Below are 16,688 nucleotides of genomic sequence, written 5' to 3'. Positions count from 1 at the left end.
AATGCGCAGACCAGCACGACAATCGCCGCTGGCGACAGCCGGGTTCCTCGTTGTTGCCCAAGTGATTGTTGGGGCAGCCAGCTTGATCATCAACGTGATGGCCGCACGTGCGCTGGGGCCGGCCGGCCGCGGCAACCTGGCACTGCTGCTTCAGGTCACCTATCTGGCCAACATGCTCGCGATTGCAGGTATCGATCGGTCCTACCCAGCGACAGTCGCATCCGGACGACAAGTGCAGGACACCTCCGCCGACACGCTACGTCTCGTCGCGCCTTCAGCAGCAGTTGTATTCCTTATTGCTGGACCGCTCGTCTACTACGTCGGTGGGAGCGAGCCGGCCGGCGCCGTACTAGCCGTCGCCGGCTTCACGGTGAGTGCATGCGCGCTGGTCGTGACGGCGTCCCTTCGGACTGGGGCGGTGGCGGCCGGGGTCGTCCGGCCTTATGTCACCGCCACCATCACCGGCCAGGTGGCCCTCGTTTTAACGGCGATGATTCTCACGGTCGGCAGCGTGGACTCACCGAACGTCTGGCTGCTGGGATATGGGTTGGCAGTCGGAATCGGTCCCGTGCTTGCCTTTGTGACATTGCGCAACCAGCGCGATGGACCGGCGACGCCACACAGCCTCGTCCCTGCCCGCCGCCTTGGCCTACGGCTTATGCCCGCAGCCGTCGCCAGCATGGTGATGCTTCGTGCGGACAGATTGATGTTGCCTTGGCTGGGCACCTACGAACAACTAGGCATCTACATCGTTATCGCCACGGTCGCCGAGTTCGCGATCTGGCCCGTGCAGAGCTGGGTGGATGCCCAATTGCCACGCTGGCACCAGCGCTTCCTCTCCGGCGAGCTGCGCCGCACCGGGCCGGTGCTGACTGCGGCGGCTTACGGTGCGACCGCCGGTTTGGTTCTGCTGCTACTAGGTCACTTCCTGGTGGTGCCGATCTTCGGCACCGAATACCGGGACTCCGTGGGGCTGCTCGCACCGCTAGCCGTTGGTGCCGCCTTCTACAGCGTCAGCCGCGTCGCAATTGGTCTCGGCGTCGCCAGCGGTCGCGCCCGAGCGGCACTCGCCGCCGACATACCGGCGATGGTGGTAGCGCTCAGCTGCTACCTCGTTCTAATTCCCAGGTATGGCGCAATGGGGGCCGCTGTCGGCTCTGCGGCTGCATACGGCGTCGGTGCTGTCCTGGCACTGCTGGCTCATGGTGGCCGTCCTGCCAAGGCCGCCGCCTTGACCGTCGCCGATCGAATTGCTCGCCCATCCGACCTTCGGAGTATGCCTTGACTCAGCGGATTCACCCCGAGCCACCGGGGATGACGCCTTTGCGCGTAGATCGAACCGGCTCTGGTTCCACTCGCCGTCCTGGCGCACTGCGCGTTTCTGTGCTGCTGCTGACCGCCCTGTTCGTCGTCGCACTCGCTGGCAGGTTCTCGCCTGGCCGCCTCGATCTGCCGACGTACGGCCTAACGGACCTACGTGTACCCGGCTTGACGCTGCTGGGTTTCGGGGCACTCGTCCAGTATGCCGGCGCATCGGCACGAGGCATTCGTCTGCACTGGCCCCGCATGGTCACATTTTTCTGCTTCCTTATAGGACTTCAGTTGATTACTGGACTGTGGGCACCGCCGGAGGCTCGCGTCGGCAAGTTGACCTGGGACCTCGTCGCGATGTTGGTCCTCGTCCTGGCAGCCACGATCCTCGCCGCAGCCGAGCCGGCCCGCGCGGCTCGCGTCTTCCTCGCCCTGATGCTGATTGCTGGAATCGTCTACGCCGTAGCGGGTCTGATAGCCGGCCCGCAGACGCAGGGCAGGTACTCCGCTTTCGGCGGCGGACCCAACGTATTCGTGCGTGTGACCTGCCTAGGTATCATCGCCGCGATAGCACTAGCTGTCGTCCACCGCCGATGGCTCTTGCTCATACCACTCCCACTGCTGGCGGCTGCAGCCATGCTGTCCGGCTCACGAGGCGGTCTCGTGTCGCTCGTCGGCGCCGCGCTGGCCTTCTTCCTACTCTTTTTGCGCCGACGCCGCGTCGTGACATTGATCGCCACCGCCGTTGTCGCTTCGCTGGTGGCTTGGGCCGTATGGAGATTCCTCGGAGACGCGGTTGCGGCCCTCGCGGAGTGGCGGTACTCCATGAGCGGGATTCAGCAAGGGGACTTCTCCTCGCGGCCGATGCTGATGTCGTGGGCATGGTCGTTCTTCCTCGATCACCCGATCCTCGGAGGCGGCCTCGACAGCTACTATGCCAATTTCGGATTTGTCTACCCCCATAACTACATGCTCGCCTTGGCCGCCGAGAGCGGCATCGGAGCGCTGGCACTATTTGCACTGGCCCTGTTCTGGTTCTGGCGCGAAGGCACACCGTGGAGGGCGGTCTCTAAGGAACAGATCGGTTGCGCGGTGGCTGCGATCTACATCGGGGTGGCAAGCAACTTCTCCGGCGACTACTACGACACCCGATTCTTCTGGATCCTCGCCGTCATTGCCGTACTGAGACCGCCACGAGCCCCACGGGCACCGAGAGAAGCGCTCGCCGTCAACTACTGGAATCGGCAATCTGCACGCGACTTCTCACTTCACTGAGACGCACGGCCGGAACCACGTCATCACATGACCCCGCCAGTCCAGTACTCCGCGAGTAAAAGGTCTGCATTGTCGTCAATGAAACCGGCTGAAAGCGTACCGTTGGGAACCGCTCGGAGATTCAGGCACGGCCGCCCTCACCGGCGGATAGAACTACCGCGACTATCTCATGGAAACGACCGTGACCGTCGTTCTGACAGGCGCTGCGAGAAAAGGAGTACGACAGATGACACGCCCTGATGCACGATTTGTAATGATCATCAACCATTACGCCAAACCGGTAACTGCCGGCGGGGGGACTCGCCACGCGGAACTGTTCAGCAGACTGAAAGGATGGCGACACGTCATCGTAGCTGCGGATTTCGATCACGCATCCAAGCAGCGTTTCCTGGTTGACGACGCGTCGTTTATACAGGTACGCGCCTCGGCATACCAAGCTAATGATCATCGCCGGGTGATGAACTGGCTGACTTACTCCCTCAGGGCCCTCCTTACCGCCCTACGCGGTCCTCGACCCGACGTGGTGTACGCTTCGTCACCACACATCCTGGCGCCGGTTGCCGGATGGTTGTCCGCCCGGATACGTCGGACGGCCTTCGTGCTGGAGGTTCGCGATCTTTGGCCTCAATCGATTGTGGACACGCGCCATCTGCGCACCGGTTCACTGACGCACCGGCTCCTGACTGCACTCGAACGGTGGTTGTACCGGCGCGCCGACCGCATCGTAATTGTGACCGCTGCGTGGCGCTCGTACTTTCAGGATCTGGGCATCGAGACAGAGAAACTGGAATGGGTCAGTAACAGCGCGGAACCAGCGGACTTCGACGTCCGTCCCGACTTGGCCCCTCTGCGGGAACGGTGTGAAACACGGGGCCGCCTGCTCGTCTACGCCGGCGCCCATGGCCCCGCCAATGGACTGGACATGCTGCTCGACGCGGCGACCGCCATACCAGAACACACATTCCTGCTCATCGGCGACGGCATGGAAAAGGTTCGGCTGAAGGACCGGGTTCACCGCGAGAGTATTGACAACGTACGTTTCCTCGACCCTATGTCAAAGCAGGAGCTGGCCGGTGTCCTCGGTAGTGCTGATATCGGGATCCACGTGTTGGCCGATGCGCCCGTGTTCCAGCTCGGCGTCAGCCCGAACAAGCTCTACGACTACATGGCCGCAGGACTGCCTGTTGTGACCAACTGCATGGGCGAACCCCATGACGTCGTCGTTGAATCCGGTGCCGGAGTTGCCGTCGCACCCGGCGAACTAGCGAGCGGGATCAGCAAGTTGGTCGGACTGGACGACGACTCGCTGTGGACACTTGGCCAGCGGGGTCGGCGATACATTCAGGAGAACCGCTCCCGCACCGTGATGTCCGCGCGTCTGCAGCGCGTCTTGGACGAGACGGTTGCGGTTCGGCAGGTAGCCAGCGCACCGGTTCCGAGACTGGCCGAGACTCTGCGGGAGAGGTGATCGGATGCCGACGGTCATGCTGGTCGCCGGAACCCGACCGAACTTTATGAAGATCAAGCCGGTGCTCGACGCCCTGGTGCGGCGTTCAGCGCGTGTGGAATTGGTGCATGCGGGCCAGCACTACGACCACGCAATGAGCGACGTGTTCTTCGACGATCTGGGGTTGCGTCCCCCCGACTGGCACCTCGGCAGCGGTTCCGGGAGTGTGGCAGAGCAGACAGCGCGGATAATGTCCGGCTTCGAACCGGTGCTCGCCGACGTCTCGCCAGACGCTGTGGTCGTCGTGGGCGACGTCACCGCGACGCTTGCCTGCGCTCTGGTGACCGCACACGCCGGCCCTGTCCTGGCCCACGTGGAGGCGGGCCTTCGCAGTCGGGACTGGACCATGCCGGAGGAGGTCAACCGCGTCGTGGTGGACCGGCTAAGCGATCTGCTCTTCGCCCCGTCATCCGACGCGGTCGACAACCTTCGGCAGGAGGGCTACCACCCCCACCAGATTCACCTCACCGGAAACGTCATGGTTGACACGTTGCTCGCCAACCTTGCCCGAGCCAGAGAGTCGGACGTACTGGCGCGGCACGGGTTGACGGCGGGCGAGTTCGGCCTGGTCACCCTTCACCGGCCCGCCAATGTCGACGATCCGGCTACCCTCGGTGCCCTGATGGCGGCGATGGGAGAGGTCGCCAGCATGCTTCCGCTAGTGATGACCGTCCACCCGAGGACGGCCCAGCGACTCGCATCCTCCGGTACCCCAGCGGGGCTTCGGCTGCTACCTCCGGCCGGATACCTGGACTTTCTCGGCCTACAGGCTGCCGCACGGATGGTCTTGACCGACTCGGGCGGCGTCCAAGAGGAGACGACCGTGCTTGGCGTTCCATGCTTGACCCTGAGAGAGAACACCGAGCGGCCGATCACCATCGAACAGGGCACGAACGTGCTTGTCGGCCGGGATCCCCAACGCATTGTCACGGTTGCCAAGGAAGTCATGCATGCTCCGCCTCCGGGACGCTGTCCATCACTGTGGGATGGGCGAGCAGCCGATCGGATCGCTGACGTGCTGCTGGAGCATCTTCGGACGGGGAATCGACCGCGTCCGACAGAACTGACTGTCACTGCACCAACGCGAGCAGCTCGCCGCCGGGTCTGAGCTGCGGACCGCATCCGCCCGCAGCCGAAGCGAATCCCTTTCGAAGGAAAGGTGAACCTTTCCCGGAGTGCGAAATCCGAACCCGGACACTGTGTCAAAAATACGAAACCTGGAATCCGATCCCTTTTGTTCCGCTATGCAGTTAGGGGACATACGTGGCCCTGACCAGCCGTAGGTCACTTGCGGCCACGAACAGGACAGGGAGTCGTACATGCCGCCGGAAATGCAGCGCGCCTCACGAACGGAATCGGCGACCAGAAGCCGGGCAGAGGTGAATCGTCGTCGCACCGTCACCTTCCTGGTGACTGACGCCCTCGCGTGGGTCGGGGGATTCGTGGTCGCTGGCTGGGCGAGGTATGAGCAGAGCCTCACCGCCGAACAGGCGACCAGTGCGATATTGCTCGGCGCCGGTGCCGCCGTGCTACATGTCGGCCTCAGCGCGATGCGCCGGATCTACTCCGGCCGCCAGCCCCTCGGCAGCGTCGAGGAGGTCCGTGGGCTCGCCGGTACCACCGCCACCACGGCGACGATCGCCTTGGTCGCCCTGCTCGCGATCGGTGAGCGTCCAGTGCCCGCCAGCACGCCGGTTGTCGGCGGTGCCCTCGCCCTGTTGATGATGCTCAGCTTCCGTCTCCTGCATCGGCACCGGCGGGACCGTGCCATGCGCCCGGACGCACGTTCCGCGACCCCGGTGTTGCTCTTCGGCCTCGGGGAAGCGGGACAGGGGCTCGTACGCGCGATGCTCGGCGATCCCAAGGGCCGCTACCTGCCCGTCGGTGCGATCGACGACGACCCGAGCAAGCAGGACCTGCGCATCGCCGGCATCCCGGTACTGGGCGGCCGAGGCGACATTGCGAAGGCCATCCACCGTACTGGTGCGACTGCGCTGATCTTCTCCGTGGTGAACGCCGACGCCGCGCTGATCCGTGAGATCCGCGAGGCAACCCTCCGAACCGGTGCCGCATTCAAGATCCTTCCACCCGTTCGGGAGTTGGTGGACCACCGGATCACAGTCAGGGATGTGCGGGATGTGCAGATCGGTGACCTGCTCGGTCGACGCCAGGTCGTCGGCGACCTGACCACGGACGACAACGCGCTGACCGGCCGACGCGTCCTGGTCACCGGTGCGGGTGGTTCAATCGGCTCCGAGTTGTGCCGGCAGATCCTGCGGGCCAACCCCGGTGAGCTGATGATGCTGGACCGCGACGAGTCAGCCTTGCACAGCCTTCAGATGTCGCTCACCGGCCGGGCGCTGCTGGACGGCCCCGAACTCATTCTCGCCGACCTGCGCGACGATGAAGGGATCCGGAGCATCATGCGGGAGCGCCGCCCCGAGATCGTCTTTCACGCCGCGGCGCTGAAGCATCTGACGCTGCTGGAACGACACCCGGGAGAGGCCGTCAAGACCAACGTCTGGGGCACTCTTACCGTGCTCGACGCCTGCCGGGATGTGGCACGCTTCGTCAACATCTCGACCGACAAGGCCGCCGATCCGATCAGCGTACTCGGTTACTCGAAGCGCATCACCGAGATGCTGACCGCGCATGCCGCAGCAACCCACCCGGGCACCTTCCTCAGCGTCCGGTTCGGCAACGTGCTGAGCAGTCGGGGCTCGGTGGTGACCGCCTTTCAGCGGCAGATCGAGGCAGGGCAGCCGCTGACCGTGACCCACCCCGACGTGACCCGGTATCTGATGACCGTGCAGGAGGCGGTCCACCTGGTCCTCCAGGCAGCAAACATCGGCCGGGACGGCGAAGCCCTGGTGCTGGACATGGGCGAGCCCGTACGCATCGACGACATCGCGCGTCGGATGGTCGAACAGGCGGCCAGCCCTGTCGAGATCGTCTACACCGGACTGCGGCCCGGCGAGAAGTTGCACGAGGACCTGCTGGGCAGCGGCGAGTCCGATCACCGGCCGCTGCATCCGCTGATCTCGCACGTCAACGTGCCCGTCCTGGACCCGCTCGAGGTCAGCGGACTGGATCCCTTCGACGAGCCCGCCAAGGTCATTGACCAGCTCGCCCGACTTTGCGGCATTCTTCCAGGCGCGGCACTCAATCAGAAGGCAGGCATACCGCTCGCCCGCTGACCACAGCCGCACCGCCAGGCCGCTCGCGTCGCCACTGCCCGGCAGGCGGCCAGGGGTGATCGCCGAGACCCCATTCGACCGTGATCTGCTGTTCCGCCGCTTCGAGCACGTGCTGCTTGAAGCGGCGGGCGGCGGGCGTTCGTCGTCTACACCGCAACCATGGGCCACGTCGCTGCGGACAGCTATACGCCAGGCAGCGCTCCGGCCGTCTCTCGACATCAACATGATCGATCTATTGACACCTTTCGCACACCCGGCGAGGCTCGCGCCCAGTAGTCCTTTCATCCCAAGGGGGCACGATGAGGCGCACACCGCTGGCCATCGCCGGCGTGTTCACTCTGGTCGGTGCGCTGGTGCTGACCGCACCGGCGAGCGCACGGCCGCCGTCCGATCCGGGCGGTCGCGACGGCCGAGACGGTTTGGAGGTGTACGTCGGCACGGTCGATCCCGCGCAGTTGCACCAGTTGCGGGAGGCTGGTGTCGACCTCGGGCACGGCGCGACGCCCGACCAGGCCGGCAAGACGGAGATCGAGACGGTGCTCAGCCGGGGGCAGGCCGATCGGCTGGCCCGCAAGGGCGTCGATCTGGAGGTCAAGAAGGTCCGCGGCAAGGATGCCTCGCAGGTGCTGCGGGAGCAGAGCGCGGCGGGCTGGCGGGCCTTCCGGTCGTACAGCGAGCCCGGCGGCATCCGCGACGAGATCACCGCGACGGCGGCCCGTTATCCGAAGCTGACCAAGGTGCAGAGCATCGGCCGGTCCGCCCAGGGTAAGCCGATCCTCGCGATCAAGGTGACCAGGGACGCGAAGAAGATCAAGGACGGCAAACGGCCGGCGGTGCTGTACGGCGGCACCCAGCACGCCCGGGAGTGGATCACGCCGGAAATGACCCGTCGGCTGATGCACCACGTGCTGACCGGGTACGGCTCGGATCGGGAGATCACCCGGTTGGTGGACACCACCGAGCTGTGGTTCATCCCGGTGCTCAACCCGGACGGCTACGACCACACCTTCACACCCGGCAACCGGCTGTGGCGCAAGAACCTGCGCGACAACAACGGCGACGGCCAGATCACCGGGGCCGACGGCGTCGACCTGAACCGTAACTTCAGTTACAAGTGGGGCTACGACAACGAGGGGTCTTCGCCGGACCCGACCAGTGACACCTACCGGGGGCCGGGTCCGAACTCGGAGCCGGAGACGAAGGCGCTGGACGCGTTGTTCAAGCGGCTCAGGTTCGAGTTCTTCGTCAACTACCACTCCGCCGCGCAGTTGCTGCTGTACGGCGTCGGTTGGCAGGTGGCCACACCCACCCCGGACGACGTGATCTACGAGACGCTTGTTGGCGACGACGCCAATCCCGCGGTGCCCGGCTACGACCCGGACATCTCCGCCGAGCTTTACACCACGAACGGCGACACGGACAGCCACGCGACGGTGCGCTACGGCACGCTGGGCTTCACCCCGGAGATGTCCACCTGCCAGGCGGCGGCCGAGTCGGACCCGGACGACCAGTGGCTGCCGGAGGACTGCGTCAGCAGCTTCATCTTCCCCGACGACGAGAAGTTGATCGCCGCCGAGGTGGCCAAGAACATTCCGTTCGCGCTGTCGGTGGCGAAGTCGGCCCACCAGCCGGACGACCCGGTCTCAGTGGTCGGCCGCAGCACCCCGGACTTCGTGGTGGACGCCTTCGACGTGTCGTACGGTCGGACCCAGCAGGTCGCCGCGATCACCCGGCGCTCGTTGAAGAACGTCAAGCTGAACTGGTCGATCAACGGGGGCCGGACGAAGTCCACCCGGGTCCGCGAGTGGCGCGGCGGTGAACGCTACGGCGACACCCACAACGACTACTTCGCCGAGCTGCGCGGCAAGGTCACCGGTGCCCGACCCGGTGACCGGGTGCGGGTCTGGTTCACCGCTACCAGACCGGGCCGGGGCAAGGTCAGCAGCGAGCGCTTCAGCTACCGGGTGCACGACGACATCGGTGGGGACGTGCTGGTGCTGGCCGTGGAGGACGTCACCGGTGTCAGCCCCGCCCAGGACACCACCACCGCGAAGTACGCCGACGAGATCGCCGCGTCGCTGAAGGCGGCCGGGCGCAGCAGCGACGTGTACGACTTCGACGCGATGGGGCGTGCCGCCCCGCATCACCTGGGTGTGCTGTCGCACTACGACGCGGTGGTCTGGGAGACCGGCGACGACATCATCCTGCGCGAGCCGGGTCAGGTGCCGGGCACGGTGGCGAAGGCGGCGGTGGACACCGAGCTGTCCGTCCGGGACTACCTCAACGAGGGCGGCAAGCTGCTGGTCAGCGGCAAGTACGCGCTCTACGCCCAGGCGGCCAACGGTTCCTACGGCTACCTGCCGGACGCCCCGCCGGAGTGCACCGACGCCGCCGATCCGAGCTGCCTGCCGCTGCTCAACGACTTCCAGCAGTACTGGCTGGGAGCGTACAACTACGTAAGTGACGGCGGCACCTCGCCCGACGGGCAGCCGTACCCGGTCCGGGGTGACGACGGGGCGTTCGCCGGCTTCACCGGAACGCTCAACGCCGACGGCTCGGCCGGCAACCAGGATCACACCGCCTCGTTCCTGACCACGTCGAGTTTCCTGCCGCCGGCACAGTTCCCGCAGTTCACCAGCTCCGCCCCGGTGGGTTGGGGACGCCCGGGCGGGGCGCCGTTCGATCCGCGTACCGGCGAGTGGTATCTGTTCAGCGGGCAGTCCGACGAGTCGTACAAGCGGCTGACCCGGACGGTGGACCTGACCGGGGCGAGCAGCGCTGAGCTGCGCTTCTACACCTCGTTCGATATCGAGACGAACTGGGACTTCATGTTCGTCGAGGCGCGGGCGGTCGGCACCGACGACTGGACCACGCTGCCGGACGCCGGGGGCCTGACCACCCAGGAGACCGGCGACAGCTGCGCCTCCGGCTGGGTGGCTCAACTGCACCCGTTCCTCGCCCACTACCAGGGCGCGGACTGTTCGCCGACCGGCAGCACCGGACAGTGGCACGCGGCGACCGGCACCTCCAACGGCTGGAAGGAGTTCGTGGCCGACCTGTCCGGGTACGCGGGCGGGCAGGTGGAGGTCTCCATCAGCTATGCCAGCGACTGGGCCACCCAGGGTCTCGGTCTGTTCATCGACGACACCCGGGTCGTGGTGGACGGAACCACCGTCGCCGAGACGTCGTTCGAGACGGACCTCGGTGGCTGGACGGTGGCCGGTCCGCCGGAGGGGTCCGCTTCGGCTGCCATCGACTGGTCGCGCAGCCAGCAGGCGTTCGAGGAAGGTTCGACGGTGGTCACCCGGGACACCGTCTACCTGGGCTTCGGGCTGGAGGGGTTGGCGCCGGCGGCCCGCGACGAGTTGGTCGCCCGGTCGCTGAACCATCTGACGGGCCGACCGCGCCGGTAGCGGCGGTCCAGGGCGCGCCGGCGGTCGGGACACCGCCGGCGTGCCTTGCCGCGTACCGGCATGAAAGGCGCTCCGACTGTGGTGAGCTGTGGGTATGGACCGCATCCGGCTCGGGCTGGTGCTGCACCCCACCCGGGACGTGTCCCCGGTGGTGGACACCATCGCCGCCTGGGCCGCGCGGCACCAGGTGGCCCTGACGGTACGCGAGCAGGACCGGCAGCGGGTGCCCGAGTCCGTCCGCCCGGTACCGGAGGACCACCTCCCCGCCGAGGCGGACGTGCTGGTCAGCATCGGCGGGGACGGCACGATGCTGGGGGCGCTGCGGGCGGCCGTACCCGATCCCAAGCCGGTGCTCGGCGTACACCTGGGCAAGTTGGGGTTTCTGGTGGAGGTGGAGCCGCCGGAGCTGCCGGCGGCGCTGGACCGGCTGCTGGCTGGTGAGTACACCGTCGAGTCGCACAGCTGCCTGGCCTGCGACGTGTGCGGCGACGACGTGGTCGCGTTCAACGACATCGCGCTGATCCGCCACCCCGGGCAGGGTTTCGTCAGCGCGACCCTGGCGGTGAACGGGCAGCAGTACGGCTACTACCGCTGTGACGCGCTGGTCGTGAGCACCCCCAGTGGGTCGACCGCCTACAGTTACGCCGCCGGCGGGCCGCTGATCTCTCCCGCGACGCGTGCCGTGGTGGTCACCCCCAGCGCGCCGATGTCCGGCATCTCCCGATCGGTGGTGCTCTCCCCCGACGAACGGGTCCGGCTGGAACTGCGGCCCGGGTCCGCCCCGGTCGCGATCGAGGTGGACGGCCAGGTCATCCGGGACGGGTCGACCTCCGGTGCGGTGGACATCGGCTACCGCACCGACGCGGGCCTGGTGGTCCGCCTCGACCCGGCCCGGTACCAGGAACGCAGCCAGCTCAAGCTGAGCCTGCTCGACCTGCCGCTGCTGCCCGAGCAGCTCCGCGAACTGCTCCCCGAGAACCTGCGTCGTCAGCTGGGCCGCCGCGAGATGCCACCGCCGCGTTGATCCGGCGCCGCGGCGGCTGACTTTCCACCCTTACATCGATAGACTTCGCTTAATCCGCAACCGGTGTCGGTGGCCGTCCCAATCGGGCCCCCCTGTCGCGACCTTCCCGCCCGACCCACCACCGCGCCGGATCAGTCTGGAAGGAGGCACATGATCCGCGCACTCCTGCGGGCGGCGACCACCGTCCTCGCCGCCGCGCTTCTCGCCACCACCGTCATGGCCGGCAGCGCAGCCGCCAGCCCGATCTCCCAGCGTTTCTCCGTCCCCTCCGGAGACACCTGCACCTATGGCTACACCGAAGGCGTCCTGGAGTGGCGTTCCGCCGCGCCCACCAAGGCCGTGCGGCTGACCGGCGTCGTCGTTGACCGGCCCAGCGCCAACGAGCCGATCTTCTGCCGCGACGACCGTCGCTACACAATTGCCAGCTACGTCGCGTACGCGGGCGAACGTCCGATCGACCGAGCAGCGCAGCGGGTGGACAACGGAGTGCTGCGGTTCGACTTCGTTCTCGACTCCGACGCCTGGGCGGTGGGCATCGACCGCGTGGTGATCCAGGTCTGCCGGACGTCGCTCGACAGGCCCAGCACCGTGCCGGACTACTGCGGTCGGGAGTACACCTTCCGCCCCACGTCGATCGGCCCCAACGGCTCGTGACGGGGTAGCCGGGTGTGGTCACCCACGGTCACCACACCCGGCACCGCGGCTTGGGCACCGCCCGACCCGGCGGGAGCGGTGGCCGACCGGGCGGCGAGGGCCGGTCGCTCGCCCGCGTTTCCGCGACGGCTTCAGGCGCTGCCGAGGACGTCGGTGACCAGGGCCTGGGCCTCCTGTTGGAGACGGGCCAGGTGGTCGGGGCCCTGGAAGGACTCGGCGTAGATCTTGTAGACGTCCTCGGTGCCGGACGGGCGGGCGGCGAACCAGCCCGACTCGGTGGTCACCTTCAGGCCGCCGATCGGGGCCCCGTTGCCGGGGGCGGTGGTCAGCGTGGCGGTGATCGGTTCGCCGGCCAGTTCGGTGGCGCGTACCTGCTCCGGGGAGAGCTTGCCGAGCACGGCCTTCTGCTCCCGGGTGGCGGGCGCGTCGATGCGGGCGTACGCGGGTGCGCCGAACCGGTCGGCCAACTCGGCCCAGTGCTCGCTCGGGGTCCGCCCGGTGCTGCCGATGATCTCGGCGGCGAGCAGGCAGAGCAGGATGCCGTCCTTGTCGGTGGTCCAGGTGCCGCCGTCGCGGCGCAGGAAGGACGCGCCGGCGCTCTCCTCGCCACCGAAGCCGACCGCGCCGTCGAGCAGGCCGGGCACGAACCACTTGAAACCGACCGGCACCTCCAGCAGTGGTCGGCCGAGGTCGGCGGCGACCCGGTCGATCATGGATGAGGAGACCAGGGTCTTGCCGACCGCCGCGTCCGGGCCCCAGTTCTCGCGGCTACGGAACAGGTGGGCGATGGCGACGGCGAGGTAGTGGTTGGGGTTCATCAATCCGGCGTCCGGGGTGACGATGCCGTGCCGGTCGGCGTCGGCGTCGTTGCCGGTGGCCACCTGGTACTCGGCGCGCCTGGCGATCAGCGAGGCCATCGCGTTCGGCGACGAGCAGTCCATCCGGATCTTGCCGTCACCGTCGAGGGTCATGAACCGCCAGGTCGGGTCGACGGTCGGGTTGACCACTGTCAGGTCGAGCCGGTGCCGGTCGGCGATCTCGCCCCAGTAGTCGACGCTGGCGCCGCCGAGCGGGTCGGCGCCGATGCGGACCCCGGCGGCGCGGATCGCGTCCAGGTCGAGCACCGCCGGCAGGTCGTCGACGTACGCGGCGAGGAAGTCGTACGTGTCGGTGGTGTCGGCGGCGCGGGCCCGCGCGTACGGGATGCGGCGCACCTCCTTGAGCCCGGCGGCGAGGATCGCGTTCGCGCGGTCCTGGATCCACTTCGTGACGTCGGAGTCGGCGGGCCCGCCGTGGGTGGGGTTGTACTTGAAGCCGCCGTCGTCCGGCGGGTTGTGCGACGGGGTGATGACGATGCCGTCGGCGAGGCCGGCGGTGCGGCCCCGGTTGTGGGTGAGGATGGCGTGCGACACGGCCGGGGTGGGGGTGTAACCGTCCCGGCTGTCCAGCAGCACGGTGACGTCGTTTGCGGCGAGCACCTCCAGGGCGTCGACGGCCGCCGGGGTGGACAGCGCGTGGGTGTCCCGGCCGAGGAAGAGCGGGCCGTCGACGCCCTGCTCACGGCGGTAGTCGCAGAGCGCCTGGGTGACGGCGAGGATGTGGTCGGAGTTGAAGGCGTTGCGCAGGCTCGACCCGCGGTGCCCCGAGGTGCCGAAGGAGACCTGCTGCGCCGGGTCGGCCGGGTCGGGATGCTCGGCGTAGTAGGCGGTCACCAGCCGTGGTACGTCGACCAGGTCGGCGGGCTCGGCGGGCTGGCCGGCACGGGGATGAGCACTCACGGTTCTACCTTCTGTCCTTTGCCGATGACCACGATGCCGTTGTCGGAGACCGTGTAACGCTGCCGGTCGCGTTCCAGGTCCACGCCGATCTCGGCGCCCTCGGGCACGTAGACGTTCTTGTCGAGGATGGCCCGCCGGACCACCGCGTGCCTGCCGATCTCGACACCTTCCATGAGTACGCAGCCGTCCACGTGGGCCCAGGAGTGGACCTTCACCTTGGGCGAGACGATCGAGTTCTCCACCAGGGAGCCGGAGATCACCGCGCCGGGCGAGACCATCGAGGCGACCGCCCGGCCGACGCGTTCCCCCCACTGGTGCACGAACTTGGCCGGCGGGAACGGCGGCTGCTCGGTGTAGATCGGCCAGTCGAAGTTGTAGAGGTTGAACACCGGGTGGACGTTGATCAGATCCATGTGGGCGTCGTAGAACGAGTCGAGGGTTCCGACGTCGCGCCAGTAGCCGCGGTCCCGGTCGGTGCTGCCGGGCACCTCGTTGTCGCGGAAGTCGTAGACGTTCGCCTCGCCGCGTTCGACGAGCATCGGGATGATGCTGCCGCCCATGTCGTGCTTGCTGGTTTTGTCGTCGGCGTCGCGTTCGACAGCGTCGATGAGCGCCCGGGTGGTGAAGACGTAGTTGCCCATCGAGGCGTAGATCTCGTCGGGCGCGTCGGGCAGGCCGACCGCGTCGGTGGGCTTCTCCCGGAAGGCCCGGATCCGTCGACCGTCCTCGCCGACCTCGATGACACCGAACTGGTCGGCCGTCGACAGCGGCTGCCGGATGCCGGCGACGGTCACCCCGGCGCCGGAGGCGATGTGGTCTTCCACCATCTGCCGGGGGTCCATCCGGTAGATGTGGTCGGCGCCGAAGACGATCACGTAGTCGGGCTGCTCGTCGTAGATCAGGTTGAAGCTCTGGTAGATCGCGTCGGCCGAGCCGGCGAACCACCAGGGGCCACGACGCTGCTGCGCGGGCACCGGCGTGACGTAGTTGCCGAGCAGCGTCGACATCCGCCAGGTCTTGGTGATGTGTCGGTCGAGGGAGTGGGATTTGTACTGGGTCAACACGACGATCTTCAGATAGCCGGCGTTGGCCAGGTTGGAGAGGACGAAGTCGACCATGCGGTACATCCCGCCGAACGGGACGGCCGGCTTGGCCCGGTCCGTGGTCAACGGCATCAGGCGCTTGCCCTCTCCGCCGGCCAGGACGATCGCGAGCACCTTGGCAGCCATGAACAGACGCTATCCATACCGGTGCCGGTTCACCACTCGTACGGGACAGTTCCGCGGCCGGGTGCGACGCCGGATTCTGCACTAGGGTGCCGGGCATGACGGACTCCGCACGGCTGCGCGTGGACCTGCTGACCCGGGAGTACCCGCCGGAGGTCTACGGCGGCGCCGGGGTGCACGTCGAGTACCTGGCCCGGGAGCTGCGCCGGATCACCGACGTGCGGGTGCACTGCTTCGGTGCGCCGCGTACCGAGCCGGGGGTTCGCGCGTACGCCGAACCGGCGGCCCTGGCCGGCGCGAACGCCGCGCTGCGCACGATGGGCGTGGATCTGGAGATGGCCGCCGGATGTGCCGGCACTGACGTGGTGCACAGCCACACCTGGTACGCGAACCTGGCCGGGCACACCGCGAAGCTGCTGTACGGGGTGTCGCACGTGGCGACCGCGCACAGCCTGGAACCGCTGCGACCGTGGAAGGCCGAGCAGCTCGGCGGCGGCTACGCGCTCTCCTCGTGGTGTGAGCGCACGGCGTACGAGGCGGCCGACGCGATCGTGGCGGTCAGCGCGGGGATGCGCCGGGACGTGCTGGCCGCGTACCCGTCGGTGGATCCGGACCGGGTGCACGTGATCTACAACGGCATCGACACCGCGCAGTACGCCCCGGATCCGGGCACCGACGTGTTGGCGCGACTCGGCATCGACCCGGCCCTGCCCAGCGTGGTCTACGTCGGGCGGATCACCCGGCAGAAGGGCCTGCCACACCTGCTGCGCGCCGTCCGCGAGCTGCCGGCGGACACCCAGCTGGTGCTGCTGGCCGGCGCGCCGGACACGCCGGAGATCGCCGCCGAGGTGGAGGGCCTGGTCGCCGAGCTGCGGGCGAGCCGCTCCGGGGTGGTCTGGGTGGCGGAGATGCTGCCCAAGTCCGAGGTCATCCAGGTGCTCACCCACGCCACCATCTTCGTCTGCCCGTCGGTGTACGAGCCGATGGGCATCGTCAACCTGGAGGCGATGGCCTGCGAGACGGCGGTGGTGGCCACCGCCACCGGCGGCATCCCCGAGGTGGTCGCCGACGGCGAGACCGGACTGCTGGTCCCGATCGACCAGGCCGGTCTCGACGGCACGCCCGTCGACCCGGCGCGTTTCGAGGCCGACCTGGCGGCCCGCCTGAACGAACTGCTGGCCGACCCGGAACGGGCCGCCGCACTGGGCCGGGCCGGCCGCCGCCGCGCCGTCGAACACTTCTCCTGGGACGCCGTGGCCGCCCGCACCCTAGACCTCTACCGCTCCCTGCTGAAGTAGCGCGA

General features: G+C 67.7%; 11 protein-coding genes. 9 read left to right on the top strand and 2 right to left on the bottom strand.

The window, feature by feature from the left end:
* Positions 1-82: 82 nt before the first annotated feature.
* The 8 genes from ACN26Z_RS11335 to ACN26Z_RS11300 all read left to right on the top strand — a co-directional run bounded on the left by ACN26Z_RS11335 (position 83) and on the right by ACN26Z_RS11300 (position 12,381).
* On the top strand, positions 83-1,285 hold the full coding sequence (locus ACN26Z_RS11335; protein ID WP_282239266.1) for a lipopolysaccharide biosynthesis protein: 1,203 nt from the start codon (positions 83-85) through the stop codon (positions 1,283-1,285).
* 98 nt (positions 1,286-1,383) lie between these two features.
* A complete protein-coding gene (locus ACN26Z_RS11330; protein WP_282239267.1) occupies positions 1,384-2,586 on the top strand; it encodes an O-antigen ligase family protein in 1,203 nt (400 codons plus the stop codon).
* 226 nt (positions 2,587-2,812) lie between these two features.
* A complete protein-coding gene (locus ACN26Z_RS11325; protein ID WP_421461095.1) occupies positions 2,813-4,054 on the top strand; it encodes a glycosyltransferase family 4 protein in 1,242 nt (413 codons plus the stop codon).
* Between the two features lie 4 nt (positions 4,055-4,058).
* The gene (gene wecB, locus ACN26Z_RS11320; protein WP_421461093.1) at positions 4,059-5,201 is read left to right on the top strand and encodes a non-hydrolyzing UDP-N-acetylglucosamine 2-epimerase; all 1,143 of its coding nucleotides are present in this window, start codon (positions 4,059-4,061) and stop codon (positions 5,199-5,201) included.
* 223 nt (positions 5,202-5,424) lie between these two features.
* Positions 5,425-7,290 (top strand): nucleoside-diphosphate sugar epimerase/dehydratase, encoded by a 1,866-nt coding sequence (locus tag ACN26Z_RS11315; protein WP_282240561.1) that lies wholly within the window; start codon positions 5,425-5,427, stop codon positions 7,288-7,290.
* A gap of 299 nt (positions 7,291-7,589) precedes the next feature.
* Complete coding sequence (locus ACN26Z_RS11310) at positions 7,590-10,703, top strand: M14 family zinc carboxypeptidase (protein ID WP_421461091.1); 3,114 nt, start codon at positions 7,590-7,592, stop codon at positions 10,701-10,703.
* Between the two features lie 94 nt (positions 10,704-10,797).
* Complete coding sequence (locus ACN26Z_RS11305) at positions 10,798-11,727, top strand: NAD(+)/NADH kinase (protein WP_421461089.1); 930 nt, start codon at positions 10,798-10,800, stop codon at positions 11,725-11,727.
* 150 nt (positions 11,728-11,877) lie between these two features.
* On the top strand, positions 11,878-12,381 hold the full coding sequence (locus ACN26Z_RS11300; RefSeq protein ID WP_282239272.1) for a hypothetical protein: 504 nt from the start codon (positions 11,878-11,880) through the stop codon (positions 12,379-12,381).
* Positions 12,382-12,512: 131 nt separating this feature from the next.
* Here the strand turns inward: ACN26Z_RS11300 and pgm are convergent, their stop codons facing one another.
* Together pgm and glgC are read right to left on the bottom strand one after the other, a co-directional pair.
* Positions 12,513-14,159 (bottom strand): phosphoglucomutase (alpha-D-glucose-1,6-bisphosphate-dependent), encoded by a 1,647-nt coding sequence (gene pgm, locus ACN26Z_RS11295; RefSeq protein WP_421461087.1) that lies wholly within the window; start codon positions 14,157-14,159, stop codon positions 12,513-12,515.
* Positions 14,156-15,388: a glucose-1-phosphate adenylyltransferase gene (gene glgC / locus ACN26Z_RS11290; RefSeq protein WP_421461084.1), complete on the bottom strand. Its 1,233-nt coding sequence runs from the start codon at positions 15,386-15,388 to the stop codon at positions 14,156-14,158. Before glgC ends, pgm begins: the two co-directional genes overlap by 4 nt.
* 95 nt (positions 15,389-15,483) lie before the next feature.
* Between glgC and glgA the strand changes: the two genes are divergently transcribed.
* A complete protein-coding gene (glgA, locus tag ACN26Z_RS11285; RefSeq protein ID WP_421461081.1) occupies positions 15,484-16,683 on the top strand; it encodes a glycogen synthase in 1,200 nt (399 codons plus the stop codon).
* Positions 16,684-16,688: the final 5 nt, after the last annotated feature.

The sequence above is a fragment of the Verrucosispora sp. WMMD703 genome, from assembly GCF_049178935.1.
GTDB classification, from domain to species: domain Bacteria; phylum Actinomycetota; class Actinomycetes; order Mycobacteriales; family Micromonosporaceae; genus Micromonospora; species Micromonospora sediminimaris.
This window is presented reverse-complemented; position numbering and strand designations above follow the sequence as displayed.

Bases quoted from the DNA above. Each gene is read 5' to 3' on its own strand.
- ACN26Z_RS11325 (WP_421461095.1), top strand. From the start codon at position 2,813: ATGACACGCCCTGATGCACGATTTGTAATGATCATCAACCATTACGCC.
- wecB (WP_421461093.1), top strand. From the start codon at position 4,059: ATGCCGACGGTCATGCTGGTCGCCGGAACCCGACCGAACTTTATGAAG.
- ACN26Z_RS11315 (WP_282240561.1), top strand. From the start codon at position 5,425: ATGCAGCGCGCCTCACGAACGGAATCGGCGACCAGAAGCCGGGCAGAG.
- ACN26Z_RS11310 (WP_421461091.1), top strand. From the start codon at position 7,590: ATGAGGCGCACACCGCTGGCCATCGCCGGCGTGTTCACTCTGGTCGGT.
- ACN26Z_RS11305 (WP_421461089.1), top strand. From the start codon at position 10,798: ATGGACCGCATCCGGCTCGGGCTGGTGCTGCACCCCACCCGGGACGTG.
- ACN26Z_RS11300 (WP_282239272.1), top strand. From the start codon at position 11,878: ATGATCCGCGCACTCCTGCGGGCGGCGACCACCGTCCTCGCCGCCGCG.
- glgC (WP_421461084.1), bottom strand. From the start codon at position 15,388: ATGGCTGCCAAGGTGCTCGCGATCGTCCTGGCCGGCGGAGAGGGCAAG.
- glgA (WP_421461081.1), top strand. From the start codon at position 15,484: ATGACGGACTCCGCACGGCTGCGCGTGGACCTGCTGACCCGGGAGTAC.